Annotated in this window: 20 protein-coding genes; 8 read left to right on the top strand and 12 right to left on the bottom strand. The window is 42.8% G+C overall.

Features of this window, described 5'->3' with window-relative positions:
- Positions 1-101 precede the first annotated feature (101 nt).
- Positions 102-509: an OsmC family protein gene (locus V2H77_RS12335; RefSeq protein ID WP_265380606.1), complete on the bottom strand. Its 408-nt coding sequence runs from the start codon at positions 507-509 to the stop codon at positions 102-104.
- A 320-nt stretch (positions 510-829) separates the two neighbouring features.
- Here V2H77_RS12335 and crp point away from each other — a divergent pair, with 320 nt between their 5' ends.
- Positions 830-1462 carry a cAMP-activated global transcriptional regulator CRP gene (crp, locus tag V2H77_RS12330; protein ID WP_010848517.1) on the top strand — a complete coding sequence of 211 codons (633 nt, stop codon included), beginning with the start codon at positions 830-832 and terminating at the stop codon, positions 1460-1462.
- Between the two features lie 49 nt (positions 1463-1511).
- Here crp and argD read toward each other — a convergent pair whose 3' ends face one another.
- Both argD and V2H77_RS12320 read right to left on the bottom strand, forming a co-directional pair.
- Positions 1512-2723 (bottom strand): bifunctional acetylornithine/succinyldiaminopimelate transaminase, encoded by a 1212-nt coding sequence (gene argD / locus V2H77_RS12325; RefSeq protein ID WP_341499019.1) that lies wholly within the window; start codon positions 2721-2723, stop codon positions 1512-1514.
- A 123-nt stretch (positions 2724-2846) separates the two neighbouring features.
- Positions 2847-3422, bottom strand: a complete 576-nt coding sequence (locus V2H77_RS12320; RefSeq protein WP_341499018.1) for an aminodeoxychorismate synthase component II — start codon at positions 3420-3422, stop codon at positions 2847-2849.
- Between the two features lie 243 nt (positions 3423-3665).
- On the opposite strand from V2H77_RS12320, the gene V2H77_RS12315 reads away from it, so the two are divergent.
- Complete coding sequence (locus V2H77_RS12315) at positions 3666-4016, top strand: YcgJ family protein (RefSeq protein WP_341499017.1); 351 nt, start codon at positions 3666-3668, stop codon at positions 4014-4016.
- 99 nt (positions 4017-4115) lie between these two features.
- Here V2H77_RS12315 and ppiA read toward each other — a convergent pair whose 3' ends face one another.
- On the bottom strand, positions 4116-4685 hold the full coding sequence (gene ppiA, locus V2H77_RS12310; RefSeq protein ID WP_088373477.1) for a peptidylprolyl isomerase A: 570 nt from the start codon (positions 4683-4685) through the stop codon (positions 4116-4118).
- Positions 4686-4992: 307 nt separating this feature from the next.
- Between ppiA and yihA the strand changes: the two genes are divergently transcribed.
- Complete coding sequence (gene yihA, locus V2H77_RS12305) at positions 4993-5625, top strand: ribosome biogenesis GTP-binding protein YihA/YsxC (protein ID WP_265380610.1); 633 nt, start codon at positions 4993-4995, stop codon at positions 5623-5625.
- A gap of 81 nt (positions 5626-5706) precedes the next feature.
- Here the strand turns inward: yihA and V2H77_RS23650 are convergent, their stop codons facing one another.
- The gene (locus V2H77_RS23650) at positions 5707-5754 is read right to left on the bottom strand and encodes a hypothetical protein (protein ID WP_438361642.1); all 48 of its coding nucleotides are present in this window, start codon (positions 5752-5754) and stop codon (positions 5707-5709) included.
- 342 nt (positions 5755-6096) lie between these two features.
- On the opposite strand from V2H77_RS23650, the gene V2H77_RS12300 reads away from it, so the two are divergent.
- Positions 6097-7389: a hypothetical protein gene (locus V2H77_RS12300; RefSeq protein ID WP_341499016.1), complete on the top strand. Its 1293-nt coding sequence runs from the start codon at positions 6097-6099 to the stop codon at positions 7387-7389.
- Between the two features lie 161 nt (positions 7390-7550).
- On the opposite strand, the gene polA is transcribed toward V2H77_RS12300, so the two are convergent.
- The 3 genes from polA to V2H77_RS12285 all read right to left on the bottom strand — a co-directional run bounded on the left by polA (position 7551) and on the right by V2H77_RS12285 (position 12366).
- The gene (polA, locus tag V2H77_RS12295) at positions 7551-10340 is read right to left on the bottom strand and encodes a DNA polymerase I (protein ID WP_341499015.1); all 2790 of its coding nucleotides are present in this window, start codon (positions 10338-10340) and stop codon (positions 7551-7553) included.
- A 389-nt stretch (positions 10341-10729) separates the two neighbouring features.
- Positions 10730-11353, bottom strand: coding sequence for a thiol:disulfide interchange protein DsbA (gene dsbA / locus V2H77_RS12290; RefSeq protein ID WP_341499014.1), 624 nt, complete (start codon positions 11351-11353; stop codon positions 10730-10732).
- A 20-nt stretch (positions 11354-11373) separates the two neighbouring features.
- On the bottom strand, positions 11374-12366 hold the full coding sequence (locus tag V2H77_RS12285) for a serine/threonine protein kinase (RefSeq protein ID WP_341499013.1): 993 nt from the start codon (positions 12364-12366) through the stop codon (positions 11374-11376).
- A 337-nt stretch (positions 12367-12703) separates the two neighbouring features.
- Here V2H77_RS12285 and mobA point away from each other — a divergent pair, with 337 nt between their 5' ends.
- Positions 12704-13294 (top strand): molybdenum cofactor guanylyltransferase MobA, encoded by a 591-nt coding sequence (mobA, locus tag V2H77_RS12280; RefSeq protein WP_341499030.1) that lies wholly within the window; start codon positions 12704-12706, stop codon positions 13292-13294.
- Positions 13291-13821: a molybdopterin-guanine dinucleotide biosynthesis protein MobB gene (gene mobB / locus V2H77_RS12275; protein ID WP_341499012.1), complete on the top strand. Its 531-nt coding sequence runs from the start codon at positions 13291-13293 to the stop codon at positions 13819-13821. The genes mobA and mobB overlap by 4 nt, the downstream gene beginning before the upstream one ends.
- On the opposite strand, the gene V2H77_RS12270 is transcribed toward mobB, so the two are convergent.
- The 4 genes from V2H77_RS12270 to V2H77_RS12255 all read right to left on the bottom strand — a co-directional run bounded on the left by V2H77_RS12270 (position 13811) and on the right by V2H77_RS12255 (position 19208).
- Complete coding sequence (locus tag V2H77_RS12270) at positions 13811-15202, bottom strand: amidohydrolase family protein (protein WP_341499011.1); 1392 nt, start codon at positions 15200-15202, stop codon at positions 13811-13813. The genes mobB and V2H77_RS12270 overlap by 11 nt on opposite strands.
- Before the next feature lie 549 nt (positions 15203-15751).
- Positions 15752-17104, bottom strand: coding sequence for a glutathione-disulfide reductase (gene gorA, locus V2H77_RS12265; protein ID WP_341499010.1), 1353 nt, complete (start codon positions 17102-17104; stop codon positions 15752-15754).
- Positions 17105-17215: 111 nt separating this feature from the next.
- Positions 17216-18058, bottom strand: a complete 843-nt coding sequence (locus tag V2H77_RS12260) for a 23S rRNA (adenine(2030)-N(6))-methyltransferase RlmJ (RefSeq protein ID WP_341499009.1) — start codon at positions 18056-18058, stop codon at positions 17216-17218.
- Positions 18059-18689: 631 nt separating this feature from the next.
- The gene (locus tag V2H77_RS12255) at positions 18690-19208 is read right to left on the bottom strand and encodes an Hcp family type VI secretion system effector (RefSeq protein WP_036780207.1); all 519 of its coding nucleotides are present in this window, start codon (positions 19206-19208) and stop codon (positions 18690-18692) included.
- Between the two features lie 911 nt (positions 19209-20119).
- Between V2H77_RS12255 and tssB the strand changes: the two genes are divergently transcribed.
- Together tssB and tssC are read left to right on the top strand one after the other, a co-directional pair.
- Positions 20120-20617, top strand: coding sequence for a type VI secretion system contractile sheath small subunit (gene tssB / locus V2H77_RS12250; protein ID WP_049584120.1), 498 nt, complete (start codon positions 20120-20122; stop codon positions 20615-20617).
- A gap of 23 nt (positions 20618-20640) precedes the next feature.
- Positions 20641-22119 carry a type VI secretion system contractile sheath large subunit gene (gene tssC / locus V2H77_RS12245; RefSeq protein ID WP_049584119.1) on the top strand — a complete coding sequence of 493 codons (1479 nt, stop codon included), beginning with the start codon at positions 20641-20643 and terminating at the stop codon, positions 22117-22119.
- Positions 22120-22121: the final 2 nt, after the last annotated feature.

The raw sequence follows: 22121 nt of genomic DNA, 5'->3' as shown, positions 1-22121 counted from the left end.
AATCCGGCACTTAAAATTTGCATCTTATATTATTCAGTTAAAAAAACAGGTAACTGAAATATTAGTTACCTGTTGTTATTTTTTGATCAAGAAATAATTTATCAATCTATATCTTTAACTTCAAAACTGTGGGTAATTTCAACTGATTTCCCCAACATCAATGAAACAGAGCAATATTTTTCCGCAGACAACATGACAGCGCGTTCAACCGCTTTATCTGTTAAATCCTTACCCGTAACAATAAAATGCAGATTAATATGAGTAAACAAGCGTGGCGCCTCTTCACGACGTTGGGAAGTTAATTTTACTTCACAATCTCTTATGTCGTACCTGCCTTTCTGTAAAATAGAAACTACATCAATCGTACTGCAACCACCGGCTGCCATTAATACCATTTCCATTGGGCTCGGCGCTCTATCGCCAGCATTACCATCCATCATGATCTGATGACCAGAAGATGACTCCCCCAAAAGAGACAATCCTTCAACCCATTTTACCCGCGCTTGCATAAATACCTCTTAAGTCGTTCTTTGCATCCAAGCCTACTCTTTCAGTATTAAACTGGCAATCTAATGAGCAGTTTATTATGCTGAAACAATACAAGACAAGACAGAAGCCTTTTCCTGTGTTAAAAACAGAAGCGGGCCGGGTATATATAGGTTAAGCTCAATACGTAAGGTTCAAATTTCAGATAACCTATATAAAACCCTTATCTGTCGGTTTTTCAACAAACTAATATGTTAAGCTAGTGTCTTTATAAGCCAGCCTGACGAGAAACTTTTAGATTCTCGTGTTATTTAGGCAGCGATAACAACAGAGGATGAAGCGAATGGTTCTCGGCAAGCCACAAACAGACCCGACTCTTGAATGGTTTTTGTCACACTGCCATATTCATAAATATCCATCTAAAAGTACGCTTATTCATCAAGGCGAAAAAGCAGAGACGCTTTACTACATCGTAAAAGGCTCTGTTGCGGTTTTGATTAAAGATGAAGAAGGCAAAGAGATGATCCTCTCCTATTTAAATCAGGGGGATTTCATTGGCGAACTTGGATTATTTGAAGAGGGGCAAGAGCGTACAGCCTGGGTACGGGCCAAAAGCGCCTGTGAAGTGGCTGAAATCTCCTATAAAAAATTCCGTCAACTGATTCAGGTAAACCCGGATATTTTGATGCGTTTATCTGCCCAAATGGCAAACCGTTTGCAAACAACTTCTGAGAAAGTCGGTAATCTGGCTTTCCTGGATGTTACCGGCCGGATTGCCCAAACTTTATTGAATCTGGCGAAACAACCAGATGCAATGACCCACCCGGACGGAATGCAAATCAAAATCACGCGTCAGGAAATTGGTCAGATTGTTGGCTGTTCCCGCGAAACAGTTGGTCGTATTCTGAAAATGCTAGAAGATCAAAACTTGATCTCCGCACACGGTAAAACTATCGTTGTTTACGGTACACGCTAACGCTTGATTAATCAGCGCATAATCCTGCGCTGATTTCTCTTGTGCTTAATTACACCAACTGGCTAATTGTCTGCTCCAACCGTTCCATGCCCTGAGCAAGCTCTTCTTCACTGATAATCAACGAAGGCGTGAAACGCAGTACATCACCACCCGCACTCAACAACATTAAGCCATTTGCAGCCGCCAGTTGCAGAATATCTTTCGCTTTTCCCTGATATGGCGCTTTGAGTTCCGCGCCAATCAGCAGACCCTTTCCACGAATTTCACCAAATATCGAATATTTCTGATTGATATTATTCAGAAAATTCACCATCAAATTATGGCGTTTTTCAATGCCTTCCAGAACCGTTGGCGTATTAATAATATCAAAAGCAACATTTGCAACCGCACAAGCCAACGGATTACCGCCATAAGTTGTACCGTGAGTTCCCGGCGTCATCGCAGACGCAATATTCTCTGTCGTCAGCATAGCGCTGATGGGGAAGCCATTTCCCAATGCTTTTGCTGTGGTAATGATGTCCGGCGTAACATCATAATGCATATAAGAAAATAGCTTACCGGTACGTCCCATTCCACTTTGCACTTCATCAAACACCAACAACACCTGATGCTTATCACAAAGCTCACGCAACCCATGAATAAATGCCGGTGCTGCCGGTGTGACTCCCCCTTCTCCTTGAACCGGCTCCAATACAACAGCACAAGTATGGTCATCTATGACGGCCTTCACTGCATCTAAATCATTAAAAGGCACATGAATAATATCCGCGGGTTTTGGCCCAAAACCATCAGCATATTTTGGCTGACCACCCACGGAGACAGTAAATAAGGTGCGACCATGAAAACCCTGATGAAATGCGATAATTTTGGTTTTATAGGGACTGTGGCGCGTAATGGCATAGTGACGAGCCAGCTTAAATGCCGCTTCATTCGCCTCCGCTCCTGAGTTGGCAAAAAATACCCGCTCAGCAAAAGTCGCATCAATCAGTTTCTGCGCCAGAATCAAAGCAGGTTCATTGGTGAAAATATTACTGATATGCCAAAGTTTCTCCCCTTGCTGCTTCAAAACATCCACTAACGCAGGGTGACAATGGCCCAAAGCGACAACAGCAATTCCCCCTGCAAAATCAATATACTCTTTCCCTTGCTGATCCCATACGCGACTACCTTGCCCTTTCACCGGTATAAACTGCGCTGGTGAATAAATCGGCAACATAACTTGATCGTATGTGCTTCTATCTACTACGGTATGTCCCTTCATTTTCCCACCCGTTTTTTATATATACGCCATTCAGAAGTGAAATTATACTCACTGAATATGCATAAAAAATCAAAGATGGGCAAATGAAAAAGATGGATAAATGAAGAAATTATCGGTGTCTGGTTAATATCTCAGAAAGTTGCTCAGTAACTGGTGACCTTGTTCACTGAGAATACTTTCAGGATGGAACTGCACCCCTTCCAGCGGTAGCGTGCGATGACGAATGCCCATAATTTCATCGACGTTGCCATTATGCTGGCTCCATGCGGTGACTTCAAATGAGGCAGGTAATGTCTCTGCGGCAATCACCAACGAATGGTAACGAGTCGCAGTTAATGGCCGGTTAAGCCCTTTGAACACACCTTGCTGATTATGGTGAATAGCCGAGGTTTTTCCATGCATCACTTCCCTGGCTTTTACCACTCTGGCGCCAAACGCCTGCCCAATTGCCTGATGTCCAAGGCAAACACCAAGAATCGGCAATTTATCCGAAAAATGAGAAATCGCAGCCAGAGAAATTCCTGCTTCATTTGGGGTACAAGGGCCAGGGGAAATCACCAGATGAGTAGGCATCAATTTCTCAATATCTTCAAGTTGCAATTCATCATTGCGCTTAACTAAAACATCTGTACCCAATTCACAAAAATATTGATATAAGTTATATGTAAAAGAATCATAGTTATCTATTATTAGTAACATAGGAGTCTATCCTACTCATTTTTATCGCTGTATTTGTTGCCCTGCCACTCCTGCAATTTGTTTATCCTGCACAACTGGCTCCAGGTAAAACGGCCTCGCGACAACGGGGCGGCTATCATAGCACATCAATATTTGTAGCATAGTACAACAAAATCAATGGCTGCTTTTTCCTCAATCAACTTACTCTCATACCCGACAAAACATATGCTCTATTTTGATATTCAATAAGTAAAGGTAATTGTTATGAAGACAAAACTGATTATAGCATCTCTTTTTTTACTGTCCTTCCCCACGCTGGCTGTTACTAAAACTGCCAACATTTTCTTCCCGGAAAAAGGGGTGGTTTGTGATAAAAAAGGAAAATATTGCTCTGATCAACAAGGGCTATCGCTAAAATTAACCGAAAGGTATTTAGGGAAAAAAGCGGTAAGACACCTGAAAAAAGAGTTTGGTGATGGAAAAGATATTGACTTTTCATCTTACACTTTAAGTAATGGGGTACACTGTGAGAGTAAAGAGAAAAAATGTTACAAAGACAGATATTATCCACGAACCGAAGTAAATAAAGAATTTACTCAAAAGATGTATGAATAACGGCAAAACTGGCCTTCATTTAATGCAGGCCAGTTTATTAATCTGATGAGAGTTAACCGGAAGACCAGAAACTGCCACAGCCAAAGTAATAGGAAAAAATCAGGGAATAATCTCCGCAGACAGAATAACAACAGGTTTAACCGGTACATTCTGATATGGACCAACATTTTCCGTTTTGACTTGAGAAATTTTATCCACAACATCCATGCCTTTTACGACCTTACCAAATACTGCATAACCAAAGTCACGCTGACCATGATCAAGGAAAGCATTGTCTGCTACATTAATAAAAAATTGACTGGTAGCGCTGTCTTTATCGGCGGTACGTGCCATAGAGATAGTTCCACGTAAATTACGCAGCCCATTATCTGCCTCATTTTTAATAGCGGCTTTAGTCGCTTTCTGCTGCAAATCTTTGGTAAAACCGCCACCCTGCACCATAAATCCAGGGATTACCCGATGGAAGATTGTATTGTTGTAATAACCCTCATTGACGTATTCAATAAAGTTTTTCGTTGTAATTGGCGCTTTCTGGTTATTTAATTCCAGTTCAATATTACCCTCCGTTGTTGTCAGCTTCACATGGGTATCTCCCGCTGCCAAAGCCAGAGGCGCCATTGCGCTCAGAGAATATGCAGTTACAAGTGCTACTAAAATACGTTTAAACATTCTGGGTTCCTATATTATTAAGGTCAACAACACAAACTAAATCAATTCTAATAATCTCTTCAACATCGTGCTCAATATTTACCTACATTTACGCTATCAATCGACGGGTGCTTTGAAGAAAAATTTATCCTTTCAATAATAAGTTAGATTTTATTTCACAAACCGGATCGTCATCGATAACAAAATAGCAAGCTCGGTTCAACCCATCAGAAATATGTCATTATTTTTAATCCTGTCAACCAACAGTGGCTATCGGTATAATCCCCTTTGCCATATATTCAGTGCATTTCTCAGGGAGATAATCATTTTGACCATCAAAAACCACAACTATCATATGACCCGTTTTATCACGAGCGCACCTGATATTCACCATCTGCCTCAAGATATGGGCATTGAAGTCGCGTTTGCCGGTCGCTCAAATGCAGGTAAATCTAGCGCTCTGAATGCTCTGACGAAACAGAAAAGCCTCGCCCGCACCAGTAAAACGCCCGGTCGAACTCAATTAATCAATTTATTCGAGGTAGAAGAAGGTATTCGCCTGGTTGACTTACCAGGCTATGGCTATGCCGAAGTACCGGAAGAGATGAAACGCAAATGGCAAAAAGCATTAGGTGAATATCTGCAAAAACGTGAATGCCTGATCGGGCTGGTCGTGCTGATGGATATCCGTCACCCATTGAAAGATCTTGATCAACAGATGATCCAATGGGCAGTCGCCATGCAGGTACCGGTTATGGTGTTGTTGACTAAAGCCGACAAACTGGCATCGGGCGCCCGTAAAAGTCAACTGAATAAGGTTCGTGACGCCCTGCTGACGCTTAATGGGGATATTCAAGTGGAATATTTCTCGACCCCGAAAAAAATCGGTATCGATAAACTACAACAGAAACTGGATATATGGTTCAGCCAGAAAGCCGTTCAAATTGACAGCCATTGTTAATCCATCCTTTCTTTATTCTCTCACGTATTAAATTCAGATGAAAAAAATGCCCCAGTCAAAATTGACTGGGGCAGCTAATATTCAGCTAAATCCGATTACGTGAAGTAAAAGGTCTGAAAGATAGAACATCTTACCTCTGTACCCTACGCTGATAACTCTACCCTATTTTATGTATTAGAAAAAGCCTTTTTGTAATTTATTTTCATAAATTATCTCGATTCAGCTGAGAATTTTGCTCATTTTGACGCCATTAAATGTAGTTTAATTACATATTTATGCGATCTGGATCTAAATATGCATTACATGAACAACAAATCGGTATGAGTAAATACAAAAAATTTATTTAACTAATAATATTACTTAGTGAAAATAAAATAGCTGTTACACTCCCTCCCAATGGGCATGGTTTTTCGTATAAACGCCTTGTGGACTAAGAATAAATCCGATACGACCTTAACCAGGAGAATAATAATGAACCAACATGATAATGTTTCATTAGGTACAAGTAACAATAGTAACTCTCTATTAGAATGGGAAGAAAATGTCTATTGCAGCAATAACATAACCCTCGCATCCACCATCGGAGCAACCGCTATGTTATTGCAGAATGGCAGTGTAATTACCTGGGGACTGCCACATCTTGGTGGTCAAGTCCCACCCGACATTGCGGCATTACGGGATATCGTTAGCTTGAGTTCAACACAATATGCATTCGCGGCTTTACGAGCAGACCGCAGCGTGGTCGTTTGGGGAGATACAGTTAACGGCGGACAACTTCCTCCTGACATTGCTCAACTAAAGGATATCGTTAGCCTGAGCTCAACGGCTAGCGCTTTCTCAGCTCTACGAGTAAATGGTAGCGTAGTTGCCTGGGGACATGATCGTTATGGCGGTCAAGTGCCACCCGATATTGCCCAACTACAGGACATCATCAGTGTAACTTCAGCAGGTAATTCTTTCCTAGCTCTACGGGCAAACCGCAGCATAGTTGCCTGGGGGATTTTAACTGGAGTGCTCCCACCTGAAATTACCCAGCTACAGGATATCGTCAGCATACTTGGCAAAAGCGACTGGTACTCTACCTTCGCGGCCTTACGGGCAAACCGCAGTGTGGTTGCTTGGGGATACTCACTTTTTGGCGGTCAGGTTCCACCAGAAATTGCTCAATTACAAGATATCGTTAGCCTGAGTCAAACAGGCTTAGCATTCGCAGCCATACGGGCAAACCGCAACGTCGTTGCCTGGGGAAATGCAAGCAGGAGCGGCACGGTTCCTCCTGCCATTGCCCAACTACAGGATATTATTAGCTTGACCGCTTCAGGCGACACATTCATAGCTTTACGGACAAACCACAGTATTGTCGCCTGGGGAGACACACCAATCCCACCAGAAATTGCTGCATTAAACGATATAGTTAACCTCATCACAACAGGCTCAGCTTTCACAGCCCTGCGAACAAATCGTAGCGTGGTCACTTGGGGAATAATAGCGAGTGTTGAACGGGTCGAATATGATGCAGCCAAGGTACAGAATGTCATCAGCCTAAGTGCATCAAGTGATGCCTTTGCCGCCCTACGAGCAGACCGTAGCGTAGTCGCCTGGGGAGACATATACAATGGTGGAAAAATTCCACCCGAAATTGCAAACTTAAAAGACGTTATCAGCCTGACGTCAACGCCCCGTAGTTTTTCGGCCTTGCGAGCAAATGGCAAGAGAGTAGGCTGGGGGGGAGGAGATTTTGTAGCGCATGGTGAATATGACTAATGCATCATTGCACATGGCTCATAACCACTTAGCATGTTAGATCGTCAAAGAGAGGAAAGACTTAACATACTGCGTTGGCATCAGGAAAACCCAATGTCCCAACGCAGTTATTGATGTTCTTAACTGTATTAGCTCAGCCTATCGCTTATTAAGCTGGCATATCAGTGCGCCTGATCCCAATTGTCACCAATACCTACATCTACTTTAAGTGGAACATCAAGCACCATACTCTTCTCCATCAATTCACGAATTTTCTGTTCCGCATATTCAAGTTGTGACTCATGGACTTCGAATACCAGCTCATCGTGAACCTGCATAATCATACAAACTTTCGGCGCTTCACTGACAATCCAGTCATCCACCGCAATCATTGCTTTTTTGATGATATCCGCCGCCGTTCCCTGCATTGGCGCGTTAATAGCTTCACGCTCTGCTGCCTTACGGCGCATGGCATTGCGAGATTTGATATCTGGCAGATAAAGACGACGACCATCTAGCGTTTCAACGTAACCCTGCTCTTCCGCTTGCTTACGAGTACGCTCCATATACGCCAATACCCCCGGATAGCGCTCAAAATAGAGATCCATATAACGCTGAGCTTCACCGCGAGGAATACCTAACTGACGGGAAAGACCAAATGCACTCATACCATAGATCAAACCAAAGTTAATGGCCTTAGCACTACGGCGCTGCTCACTGGTTACCTGTTCCAGCGGCAAACCAAAGACTTCTGCCGCGGTTGCCCGGTGAATGTCTTGCCCTTCTGCAAATGCCTTCAACAACCCTTGATCCTGAGACAAATGAGCCATTATCCGCAACTCAATCTGAGAATAGTCAGCGGCCATAATCCGGTAACTTTCAGGAGCCACAAATGCCTGACGAATACGGCGGCCCTCTTCATTACGGACAGGAATATTTTGCAAATTAGGATCACGTGAAGAGAGACGTCCAGTTGCCGTTACCGCTTGGTGATAGGAAGTATGCACCCGTTTGGTCAGCGGGTGGACCATCTGCGGTAATTTATCGGTGTAAGTGGATTTCAATTTTGCCAACCCACGATGCTCTAAGATCACTTTCGGCAATGCATGAGTATCCGCCAGCTCTTCCAATACCTCTTCATTAGTGGATGGCGCACCATTTGGCGTTTTCTTTACCACCGGCAATTGCAATTTTTCAAACAATATCGTCTGTAACTGTTTTGGCGAAGCCAGATTGAAAACCTCACCTGCCAATTCATGTGCTTCTTTTTCCAACTCATCCAAACGGGCAGTGATCTCTTTTGAATGCTCAGCCAAAATATCTGCATCAATTAGCACACCTGTACGTTCCATACGGGAAAGCACCATGACCAGTGGCATTTCTGTTTTCAGGAACACCTTTTCTAGTGTCGGTTCTTTCTCCAATTGCGGCCACATCACCCGATGCAGCAACAAAGTGACATCTGCATCTTCCGCGGCGTACATTGCGGCTTGTTCTACCGGGATCTGATTAAAAGTGAGCTGATTTTTACCTTTACCAGCAATCTCTTCAAACGTCGTGGTCTTATGATTCAGATGACGTTCAGACAGGCTATCCATATCATGCCGCCCCATGCCTGCAACGCTGTTAAGTACGTAAGATTCCAGCATGGTATCGTAAGCAATGCCTTGCAGTTCAATGCCGTAACGCGCCAACACGCCACGATCAAACTTAATATTCTGACCAATTTTCAGCAGGTTACTATCTTCAAGCAGCGGTTTTAATGCAGCCAGCACAACTTCTCGGTCAAGTTGTTCCGGCGCGCCCAGATAGTCATGGCCTAGAGGTAGATAAGCCGCATCGCCGGCAGAAACTGCAAATGACATGCCCACCAGATTAGCAGTCAAAGTATCAAGGCTGTCAGTTTCGGTATCAAAAGCAAAAACTGGCGCTTTTTTCAGCTTCTCAATCCACTCATCAAAGCTTTTCTGATCAAGAATAGTCTGATAATTATCAGAAGAAAGCGTGGCCGCAACAGATTTATCTTCTGTCGGAGATGATTCATCATTGCCAGTAGATGCTGGTTTTTTGCCTTTCTCCGCCAGCCAATCGCCGTTTGCCACATCATTTAACCAGCGTTTGAATTCATAACGAGAAAACAACTGATGCAGTTTCTCCGTATCAGGCTCTTTGACTGACAAAGCAACACAGGTTTTATCCAACTCAACATCAGTTTTAATAGTTGCCAATTTATAAGAGAGATAAGCGACATCTTTATGCTGCACTATCTTATCCGCCAGCGTTTTCGCCCCACGGAAACTGAGCCCGGCAATTTTATCCAGATTGGCAAAGATATCATCCATGCCACCAATCCCTTGCAGTAATCCCAGTGCGGTTTTTTCTCCCACCCCAGGTACGCCAGGAATGTTGTCAGAAGAGTCTCCCATCAATGCCAGAAAATCGATAATCAGATTTGGCGGCACACCATACTTTTCAACGACCTCTTCCGGCCCCAAGATGGTGTTATTCATGGTATTGATCAGAGTGATATTTGGCGTTACCAATTGCGCCATATCTTTATCGCCAGTGCTGATAAGTACCGCACGCCCCTCTTTTTCCGCCTGTAACGCCAAAGTCCCGATAACATCATCAGCTTCTACTCCTGGCACCACCAGCAATGGTAACCCCATAGCTTCGACCATCTGATGTAGCGGCTCTATCTGAGTACGCAGATCATCCGGCATAGGAGGACGATGAGACTTATACTCAGCGAACAATTCATCACGAAAAGTTTTGCCTTTAGCATCAAATACCACCGCTACATGGCTGGGTTTGTACTGCATGACCAAGCTGCGTAGCATATTCAATACGCCATACATAGCTCCGGTCGGTTCACCTGCGCTATTTGTCAGCGGAGGAAAAGCATGATAAGCACGATAAAGGTATGAGGAGCCATCAACCAAAATCAGGGGATTGTCTGCTATCTGAGCCATAAATCTTCTTCATTATCTGTATCTGTTACGGGTGTGATAAGGAAATAGGATGCCACAGCAAGAAGTAGGAAACGAATTTTATGTGAATTTTCTTTACTGAAACCCGATTCAGATACTCACACCCTACCATAAATTCTGTGGATAACTTTGTGTATAGATATTACAAGTTCTATTTAGGCATTAACCGTTGATAAAAAAAACTTATTAACCTCAGGTAAAAAATCAATGACTTATAATCTTAGTCATTAAACTGTCATATTGCCTTATAGATCACAGAGTTGTGGATATAACCAAAGTTTGTCTTACAAAAAAGTCTTTCTGACATGCATTGTGCCAAAGGTTCTCACTCCGGCACATGCTTACATCATTCTATTTCAGTGCCATCAACATTACTTCTTATTTAACAGTAAGTTAACAACGTCTGAATAGGATTTCGCATAGTTATCAGCAGAAGCGGCATCAATACCGTCACTTTTCACCATATACTTGCCGTTAACAAACATTGCCGGTACACCTTGCAGTTGCAAATCCTGAGCGGCTTTTTGTTGCTTAACAACTAAGGATTTCACCACAAAACTACTCATGGCAGCATCATAATCCTCAGCCGTCACCCCGGCTTTGATAAAGGCATTGCGAATATCATTCGGAGTCTTAATAGCCAGTGTTTTCTGAATACCCTCAAACAGCACCGGAGTCACTTTGTCTTCAACACCCATTGCCATTGCCGCAGCCCAAGCAGTCGTCAATTCTTTACCCAGCGGCCCTAAAAAATCCACATGATAACGAACAAGTTTTGTCCCTTCCGGTAAATTCTGTTTCACCGTGTGAGGAACTTTAAAAATTTCTTCAAACTGATAACAATGGGGACAATAGAAAGAGAAGAATTCCAGCACCGGCGGTTGATCCGCCACCGGCGACTTCAATTCAACATACTGTTTTCCTTCGGTAAAATTGGCGGCAGATGCGCTAAATGCCATCACCATTCCGACTAAAGCTAACCACAACTTCTTCATAACTATCTCCATGATAAACATTAATACATCGGGTTAAGCTGCAAAGGTGATTCCTGCAACAGCTTAATTTGTTCAGAAAAAAGTGACGTCTGTTTTAACCAAAAATCGGTATCTGTCATCCAAGGAAATGCCCTGGGGAACGCAGGGTCCTGCCAACGTCTGGCAACCCATGCCAAATAATAGATCATCCGCATAGCACGCAATGGCTCTATTAATGACAACTCCTTCGGATCAAAATCTGCAAATTCACTATAGGCTTCCAACAGTGTATCTAACTGCAATAGCTGTTCCTGACGGGAACCATGAAGCAACATCCATAAATCCTGCATTGCCGGACCGTTACGCGCATCATCAAGGTCAACAAACCAAGCTTCGTCACGCCACAAGATATTACCCGGATGGCAGTCACCATGAAGCCTCAATATTTGCCAATCATCGCGCCAATTTGATGCTACGACATCGATCAAATCATCCAATACCGCCAAAAATTGTCTTTTCTGTCCCGCAGGAACCAACTCACATGTAGCCAAATATTGTCGTGGTTGATGTAGATATTCATTTAACCCAATAGTTGGACGAGAAGTGAATTTTTGCTGGCGACCAATCTGATGAATTCTCCCTAGCAAACGCCCTACATCTTCTAACTGAAAGAGATTATCGGATTCATACTGACGCCCTCCGATACTTGGAAAAACGGCAAAAAAGAAATCGTTAAAAGTCAGTAAAGTTTGCTCATTAAATACCAAAGGCGCCGCAACAGGTAAATCAGCCTGTTGTAGCGCCAAAGCAAAATTATGCTCTTCTTGAATCTGTTGCTGATCCCAACGTAGCGGCCGGTAAAATTTCACAACATAACGTTTACGATCTTCATCTATAAACTGATAAACCCGGTTCTCATAACTATTTAACTCTGTCAGACCGGAATCGATATACAACCCGGTCTGCACCAATGCATCCATAATCAAATCCGGTGTTAATTCCCGGAAATTAAAAGCAGATTGGTTTGTTAGCACATTCTATTCTCTTGATTAATCTGTAATAACGCCACGGCACGCAATAGCTCAGTTTGAAAATCCACTTAGTGATCCTTTTCATGCCAAGTGTAAAAATTCGATCACTTCATCGAACTAATGACATTTCATACCGAATTCCTTATCAATAAAGCCTATACAAATTAACAGGGATGAGCGCATAGAGAAAGAACTGCTCTGTCAATAAGCGTAAAGATGACTCTCTTATCAGCAAGTTATCTGGTGATCTTATTCTCAAAACGCTTAGTTAAGACTAAATAATCAATCTGAAAGAAGTATATTGACGGTAACAACCACCTCAGTTGGTAAATCGAATATTATGCAACCAAAAATAAGCGGCGCAATCCTTGCTGGAGGTCGTGCCACCCGTATGGGCGGCAATGATAAGGGGTTAACTTTTTTAAATAAAAAACCACTGTACCAACATATTGCGGATAAGCTATCTCCACAAGTAGATGAATTAATTATCAACGCTAACCGCAATCTGGATATTTACCGACAAAGTGGTTATCAAATTGTTCCAGATTTAACGCCAGATTTCTCTGGACCTCTTGCAGGAATGCTGGCATCCCTAAAATTAGCGAGTCACGATTGGGTTGTGTTTGTTCCTTGTGATGTACCAAATTTCCCTACTGATTTGGTCACTCGCTTATGGCAAGGAAAACAGCAAGCATTGGCAGCCTATGCAAATGGTAGCAACCAAGCTCACCCGACTATCGCTTTACTACACCGCAATCTGATTTCTCAATTAGAAAATTATCTGGCCGACGGTGATCGCAAATTAATACTGTTTATGCATAAGATCGGAGCAATAGCTGTTCAGTTTGATGACAATCCCATTGTCTTCACTAATCTGAATACACCGGAAGATTGCCAACATTGGGAGAATACACAGGAGATCAAAAAATGAGTACAAAACCGCTTCCGCTACTGGGCATTACAGCCTATAGCGGAACAGGAAAAACCACACTTCTCAAACAAGTCATTCCACTATTACGTCAACGGCAAATCCGGGTTGGTCTGATAAAACATACCCATCACGATATGGATGTGGATAAACCGGGCAAAGACAGTTATGAACTACGCAAAGCCGGTGCAGAACAAACTCTAGTCGCCAACCAACAACGCTGGGCATTAATGACAGAAACGCCAGATTCGATGAAAGTAGATCTGAACTATCTTGCCAGTCGTTTTGATCCAAATTCACTGGATTTGATTCTAGTGGAAGGTTTTAAAGATGAACCAATCAATAAGATCGCGCTATACCGCAACATTCTTAACCACCGATTAAGCGATCTTCTTGATCAACATGTGATTGCTGTTGCCAGTGATGAAAAATTGGAGACTATTCTGCCACAATTGAATATCAATCAACCTGAACAGGTGGCTGATTTTATTGTCGAATGGCTGAACATGGAGCTTTGGATCAAGACCTGACTACAGCACCGGCCACCAAGCGCCCTTGATGGAATGTTGCCTGACGGGCAGGCAAACGTGCCACGGCCTCAGCAGAACAACTAGCAGCCACCAAGACAAATTCAGCTTTATCACCTACCCGCGGCCAAATACGCTGCCCCTGCTCATTAAGCGGTAACACACCGCCAGTAGCAATCGCCATAGCACGGGAAAGATGAAATTCATCTGAGCCGCGGTACAATTGCGCGTACAAATTTGCCTTTTCCAACATATCACCCGTGCCAAACGGCGACCAGTGATCAATCACACTATCAGTACCAGTCATAATAAATACCCCGTTAGCCCTGAGTTGCGGCAACGGCATCATCAAGCTACCGATCGGCACTGTGGAAGCAATTGTGATTTGCTGCTCCGCCAAACGGGAAGCAGTTTCTGTTAGTTTCCCCTCATCCAACATAGTCAGAGCAAAAGCGTGGCTGATAGTCACTTTTCCACGCAAGGAGGATATTTTCTCCACCATATCAATCATGTAGTTGATAGCAGCAACACCCGCAGAGCTTACTTCGTGCAAATGAATATCTACACCAGCGTTATTATCGAGTGCAATCTGGAACATGGTATCCAGTGATTTTTCCATCGCAGCATCCACGCTAGTAGGGTCCAACCCACCAACGTACTGCACTCCCATTTGCATCGCTTCACGCATTAGCCCCCCCACTTTAGAGTGCAGCAAACCGTGCTGAGGAAAAGCAACGATTTCGCAACTGAAATCATCACGGTGATTCTCTAACGCACGCCTCAAATGCTCCAGACTCTTCAAACCACTAACCGGATCAATATTACAATGGCTACGGGCTACCGTACTGCCCTTGGATTGCAATAGAGCGATCAACCCCTCCGCTCGCTGCTGCGAGGTAGGTAGCAGCTTGGGGATCAGAGTTTGTTCCTGAGCGATCATATCCATAATGGTTTTACCCTGACGGGGTAATGGCGCCTGCCACGGACCACCGTAGAAAGTCTTATCTAGATGGATGTGCATATCACGGAAAGCAGGCAACAACAACTGCCCTTGCGCTTGATAACATGGCAAATGTGTATTAAGTGGCGCACCAACAGCATGGATCGAAGCGATCCGACCGTCTTTGATTTCTAATGTATATAATGCAGTACGTGTGCCAATTACGGTATCGTCATTATATTCAAACCCATCCTCCAATAGCACATCTCTTAGATAGTAATGGCTATCAGTAAGGGTAGTCTGCATCAATGATGTATTAGCCGCAGTGGTCGATGATACAGCCTGCACGATTCCTCCGGTCAAGGAAGCCGCCGCACAGGCGGTAGTGAATTTACCCGTTTGGCTGAGAAAAGCTCTTCGGCTTTGCTGTTGAGTTTTTTCCACATTTGAGCCCTTATTTGAATCCTCAAAAAAGCTCACTGAATGTGACTCTCTGAAGGATATTTTCCAGAATTTAAAACTACATATAAGCAGATTTTCAACAACATCACCGTATTATCATAGCCTACTCCCACAGAATCATTGTGTAAAAAGCAAGCATATTGTGATCTTTCGTCAGTTTTTACTAAAGAGTTGATAGAGCCTCTCCAATATCCATCGAGGTAAATCCCAGGCAAATCTTTAAACATCTATACCCTTCATCTTTCAAGCTGCTGCTTTGTTGGCTGCTTTCACTCACCCCAGTCACATAGTTATCTATGCTCCTGGGGATTCGTTCACTTGCCGCCTCGCTGCAACTCGAAATCTATTAGGTATATTACGTTGGTAGTTTGCTTACTCATATTGAACGATCAGCAAGCAATATGCGCTTCCGTGCATTTCATGCGCTTGTGTACGAATCCTTACACCTACCTCTGATGAGAGAGAGTGATATAAAGAAAGGCCGAATGAAATCGGCCTTTAGAAAAATGTTATCGATAGGGTTCAACAACATCACCTCATCGTTACAAACTCTTCCGCCGCAGTGGGATGAATTGCAACCGTGTTATCAAAATCTTTCTTCGTTGCCCCCATCTTCAATGCAACAGCAAAACCTTGCAGCATTTCATCCATTCCGAAGCCGATACCATGAATGCCAACAATCTTCTCTTCCGGCCCGGCACATACCAATTTCATCCGGCATGGCTGGCGATGTTGAGTGACAGCGGTATACATCGCGGTAAAAGAAGATTGATAAGTTTTCACCTGCTCTTCACCAAATTGCTCTTTCGCCTGAGGTTCTGTCAGCCCTACAGTGCCAATAGGCGGATGGCTGAATACGACGGTTGGAATATTGGTGTAGTCCAGATGTTCTTCCGGTTTATTGTTAAACAGGCGCTCAGACAAGCGACGGCCTGCTGCAACCGCAACGGGAGTTAATTCCACCGCACCGGTGTTATCACCTACTGCATAAATACCTTTCACATTCGTGTTCTGGTACTTATCAACTCTGATGTAACCTTTTTCATCCAACTCAACACCGGTGACAGACAGATTCAAGTTACCTGTTGCGGGTTCACGGCCAATAGCCCAGATTAGAGTATCAACGGTTTGCTGTTTACCGTTTTGTAGTTGCAAGGTCAGGCTACCATCCGCATTTTTACTTACTGATTTTGGCACCGATTCTGTATGCAAAGTAGGCCCTTCGGTATTGATAATGTCCAAGAGTGTTTCAACAATCATCGGATCAAAAGAGCGCAACGGTGCATGTTGACGCACAAATAGATGGGTTTCACTACCAAGTGCATGCAATACACCGGCAATTTCCACGGCAATATAGCCTGCGCCAACAACCGCCACCCGTTTTGGCATCTCTTCCAATGCAAAAAAACCATCAGAATCAATACCATATTCTGATCCTGGTATATCAGGCCGCACAGGACGGCCACCTGTCGCAATCAGAATATGATCTGCGGTGATTTTTTCACCATCCACTTCAACAGTATGCGCATCAACAAAACGGGCAAACCCTTGGATCACATCAACGTTATTGTTACCCAAGCCACGTTCATAAGACTGGTGGATACGATCGATATAAGCAGTGCGACTAGCAATCAGAGTCTTCCAGTTAAAGTGGTTGACTGTCGTATCAAAGCCATAATCTGGCCCATATTGGTGAATAGATTCTGCAATTTGCGCCGCATGCCACATCACTTTCTTCGGCACACAGCCCACATTGACGCAAGTTCCACCCAGTGCTTTAGCTTCAATCAGGGCGCATTTCTGCCCGTACATAGCCGCACGGTTAATTGATGCTATGCCACCACTGCCACCACCAATTGCTATATAGTCGTAATGTTTGCTCATTCTGGATTGTTTCCATCTAATCAGTTCAAGGGAGTTAATACCCAAAGCCTATTATGGCAAAAAATATCAAGCAGGCATGATGGTTCTGGCTCTCGCTGCCATTGTTAAAAGCTATTCTGGAACAACCCATTTAACCACAGTGTGACCAATGCCTTCCGGCACCAGAACCTGATGTAACCACGGCAACACCGATTTCATCTGCTGTTCCAGTTTCCAAGGCGGGTTAATCACGATCATGCCAGAAGCAGTCATTCCTCGTTGATCGCTATCAGGCCGGACAGCCAACTCAATTTGTAGAATACGGCGAATGCCCGTTGCTTCCAGCTCTTTAACCAGTCGTTTGACGTGCTGGCGTAATACCACCGGATACCACAACGCATAAACACCGGTTGCAAAACGTTTATAACCTTCCTGAATTGCTTGTATAACAGCCTGATAATCCGATTTCAGTTCATAAGGTGGATCAATAAGAATAAATCCGCGGCGACTCAGTGGCGGCAATTGTGATTTTAATTGCTGATAACCATCTTCACGCACAACTCTAGCACGGTTATCACGGGAGAATTCATTACGTATTAAGGGAAAGTCGCTCGGATGCAGTTCTGTCAGACTGAACTTATCATCCTGCCGTAACAAATGGCGGGCAATTAAAGGCGATCCTGGGTAATAACGTAGGTGGCTACCTTTATTCAATGCAGCTACTGCACTCATATAAGCGTTTAATTCCTGCGGCAAATCTTCACGCTGCCAGACGCGGGCAATCCCTTCCAGATATTCACCAGTACGTTCAGCATGTTCACTACCAAGTTGATAGCGGCCCGCACCGGCATGTGTATCCAGATAGAGAAAAGGTTTTTCTTTTTCTTTGAGAGATTCAATGATCAAGCTTTGTACCGTGTGTTTCAGCACATCAGCATGATTACCGGCATGAAAACTGTGACGATAACTTAACATTAAGTTCAGACCCCAGAGCAGAGAATAGGTTGATTGTCAGATGGAGTGCCTGACAACTAGAAACCCATCCCAGTAGATGAGACAGATGGTAAGGCTCTATTATAGCCCTATTAATGATAAAAATGGCAGACTGCTGAACTTCCTCCCCTGAAAGCTCTGTGATATTAATTAAAATTTAGGATAAGTAGAAAATTCTGTCCGAATGCAATGTGATATTTAAGCAAGTGATGCTATCTATATTTTCACTGATAATCATAAGTAATACTTACGAACAACCAATAAGTAAAAGTTACGAAATTAAAAAAGAGATTAAACGATCACTTAGATATACAAGTCCTTATGTTGGTGTTTACCAAATCACTAATCAGAAACAAGGCTAAAAAATGTTAACACTTACTATGAAAAAATAATCAAAAGGAAAGATAGTAAAAGTGATATAAGAATTACCTGAACAATTAAGTAATATCGTTAAATAGTACGTGTAAAAAATTAAAGGGGAAGGAAGAAAAAAATCAAAAAAGCTGAAAGAAGTTGAAGACAGTTATTAAAAATCTTCAACTTAAAATAGAGAAAAATTAAGCTTTTCAGCCAATGAAGAGATATTTCATTGGCTGAATGATTATATTACCTATCAGGCAACAATAGGTGCACGCCAATCATCTGCGCCGGAAGTCCCTGCGGTTGTATGTTCCCAATTAATCTTACGATAAGACAAAGAAACACGAACCAACTGAGTAAATTCAGCTTTTGTTGGGTCCTGACAATGAGGCATATTGCAATCAATGTCGATAATAGTGGCATCTTCCAACTGCGTCGTGAAGAAATGCTCTTGTTTCCCTTCAACAGAAGTGCGATACCATTTCAATACTACACTCGTCAGCATTTCACCCGAAGCCAATGCGTTATAAAGCAATGGAACAGATTTATTTAATGCAACTGTAAAACGGAATGGTTTATGAGCACGCTGACCTGAAGGCTGACCTGATTGAGGGTCAGTCGGTACGGTAACGACGTGATCAAATGCTTGAACCAGCATTTCATCTTCATGGCCCTGTACGTAAATATTACCCACTGATTCAGCAGTGAATGAACCCGCAGTAATATTGCCCTGTGTTTTTCCGGTGATGGAAATATAACATGGAGTTGGCATAAAAATATCCTTTATAGAGATTGAGTCAACATTAAGGCAACGTTCATATTAATTTCAATAGTGATTATTTCATCTTGGGAAAGATCACTTATAACTACATTGAACGCCAAAACGATAATAAATACCAACCAGCTCGTTTCAAAATAAAATCTAAATTGCAAAATTTTTAACCCATCACTAACAAATAAAAATATTATAATTAATGCCGTTTTGAAAAAATGGCTTTAGAATTAGCTTTATTTACAGCACAATTAACTGCCAACACGCATTTAATTTAAAGAAAAAATTATATATCTATATGAAATATAACAACTTTAACAACTCAAACCTAAATTATATTTTGGTCAATTAAAAATTGAGAACTAGATCAAAAAAACAAACCAATCCGCCCAGTTAATAACAAAACTAATATTTTCAATCTGAAAGTAATTCTAAGATGTAAACAAAAATACATCTAGAAATACTTTGTTACATAATGAAACAAAAAATCATTTCTATGCCATATTCTATACCTACATAGAGTACTTTAATTAAGAAATAGATCAATAAAGCGTCAAAGCGTAACTTATTGCCAAATAAAATAAAACCATCAAAAGGTTGAATAGACAGGTATATTCACATATATTTTAGCTTTACAATAAAAAAACAAAATGAGACACTCTGCCTTGCAGAGCGCTCTATATTGATGCTATTGCTCGATGAGTAAGAATATTCTGAATTTCGAATTTATCTATATGCTCACAGAAAGTCAGCTTACTATCCAATTCAATGCAGTGAATCTCCCGTTTCTCAATCTGGGAGAATTTTATGTTCTCCATCACATATAGGTAGGTATCAAGGGCAACTCTCTCATCAATATTGTTATCAGATAATTCCTAATTGCCTAATTGTATTACCCAAAGGATTTTAATATGAGTAAAAATAGTTCAGGTAGCGTAGCGCCAAAAGAAAGGATTAATATCAAATACGTTCCGAATACCGGTGATCAAGTAGCCGAAATTGAATTACCCCTTAACCTGCTTATTGTTGGTGATCTCAAAGGAACAAAAGAAGATACGCCAATTGAAGAACGGCAAACTGTTTCTGTGCATAAGAATAACTTTAATGCCGTGATGAATGAAGCCAATATCAATCTCACCTTTAGTGTCCCCAATCGTCTCAATGATAATAGCGGAGATGACCTGCCAATTAACCTAGAAATAAAATCGCTCAATGACTTCTCACCCGATAACGTCGCGAAGAAAGTACCTGAATTAAATAAACTTTTAGAACTGCGTGAGGCGCTTGTCGCACTAAAAGGGCCATTAGGAAATATTCCGGCATTCCGCACCCGCTTACAGGAATTATTGGGTGATGAAAAAGTCCGCGAACAACTTCTAAAAGAGCTTGAAATCGTCAATCAAAAGTAATTGACTAAAAAGGAGTTTTTAACATGTCCTTGCATGAAGAGAGCAGTACAACATTAACCCCAGGGTCCACTACCTCTTTGCTTGACGAGATTATGTCTCAGGCAAGAATGACGCCGGAAAATGATGGCTACCATATCGCAAAACAGGGTGTTGCCGCTTTTATCAGCAGCATTTTGGATACCGGTACTAGCGAAGAACCTGTCAACAAACTTGTCGTTGATAGAATGATTGTTGAGCTTGATAAGACACTCAGCGCTCAAGTCGATGAAATTATGCATGCCAAAGAGTTCCAGGAACTGGAATCATCATGGCGTTCACTGAAATTGCTGGTTGATCGCACCGATTTCCGTGAAAACATCAAAATCAACATCATCCATGCGACCAAAGAAGAGTTACTGGAAGATTTCGAATTTTCACCAGAAATCATCCAATCAGGTTTATACAAACACGTTTACTCAACAGGTTATGGTCAGTTTGGCGGCGAACCGGTTGCTGCGGTCATCGGTAACTATGCATTCAGCAATAGCTCACCCGATATCAAACTGATGCAATACGTCAGCGCGGTTGGCGCAATGGCTCACGCGCCATTCCTCTCTTCCGTTGCGCCTGATTTCTTTGGTATCAGCAGTTTTACCGAGTTACCCGCGATTAAGGATCTGAAATCTGTCTTCGAAGGTCCGGCACACACTAAATGGCGTTCGCTGCGTGAATCGGAGGATGCGCGTTATCTCGGTCTGACAGCGCCACGCTTCCTGTTGCGTCTACCTTATTCAACCGTCGAAAACCCAATTAAAAACTTTAACTATCAGGAAGATGTCAGCAAAGATCACGAACATTTCCTATGGGGTAATACCGCTTATCTGCTGGCAACTTGTTTAACTGACAGCTTCGCCAAATATCGCTGGTGTCCGAACATTATCGGCCCGCAAAGCGGAGGTACTGTCAGCGATCTACCGGTTCATCTGTTCGAAGCAATGGGTCAGATCCAAGCCAAGATCCCAACAGAAGTTTTGGTTACCGATCGTCGTGAATTCGAATTGGCGGAAGAGGGCTTTATCACCCTGACGATGCGTAAAGGCAGTGACAACGCCGCGTTCTTCTCTGCCAACTCAGTCCAGAAGCCAAAAGTTTTCCCCAATACTCGAGAAGGGAAAATGGCTGAAACCAACTACAAACTGGGTACTCAACTGCCCTATATGTTCATCATCAACCGCCTTGCGCACTACATCAAAGTGCTACAGCGCGAGCAGATTGGTTCCTGGAAAGAACGTCAGGATTTGGAGCGTGAACTGAACACTTGGCTGAAACAGTACATTGCTGATCAGGAAAATCCACCAACAGATGTCCGTAGTCGTCGCCCCCTGCGTTCTGCCCAAATTCAGGTTTTGGATGTGGAAGGAGATCCAGGTTGGTATCAAGTGGCAATGCAAGTTCGCCCTCATTTTAAATATATGGGAGCCAGCTTTGAGTTGTCACTAGTAGGGCGTTTGGATAAGGAGTAATG

It is taken from the genome of Photorhabdus sp. P32 (genome assembly GCF_038085095.1).
Classification (GTDB): Bacteria; Pseudomonadota; Gammaproteobacteria; order Enterobacterales; family Enterobacteriaceae; genus Photorhabdus; species Photorhabdus luminescens.
Note: the sequence above shows the minus strand (reverse complement) of the source record. Positions and strands in the feature narration are given on the sequence as shown.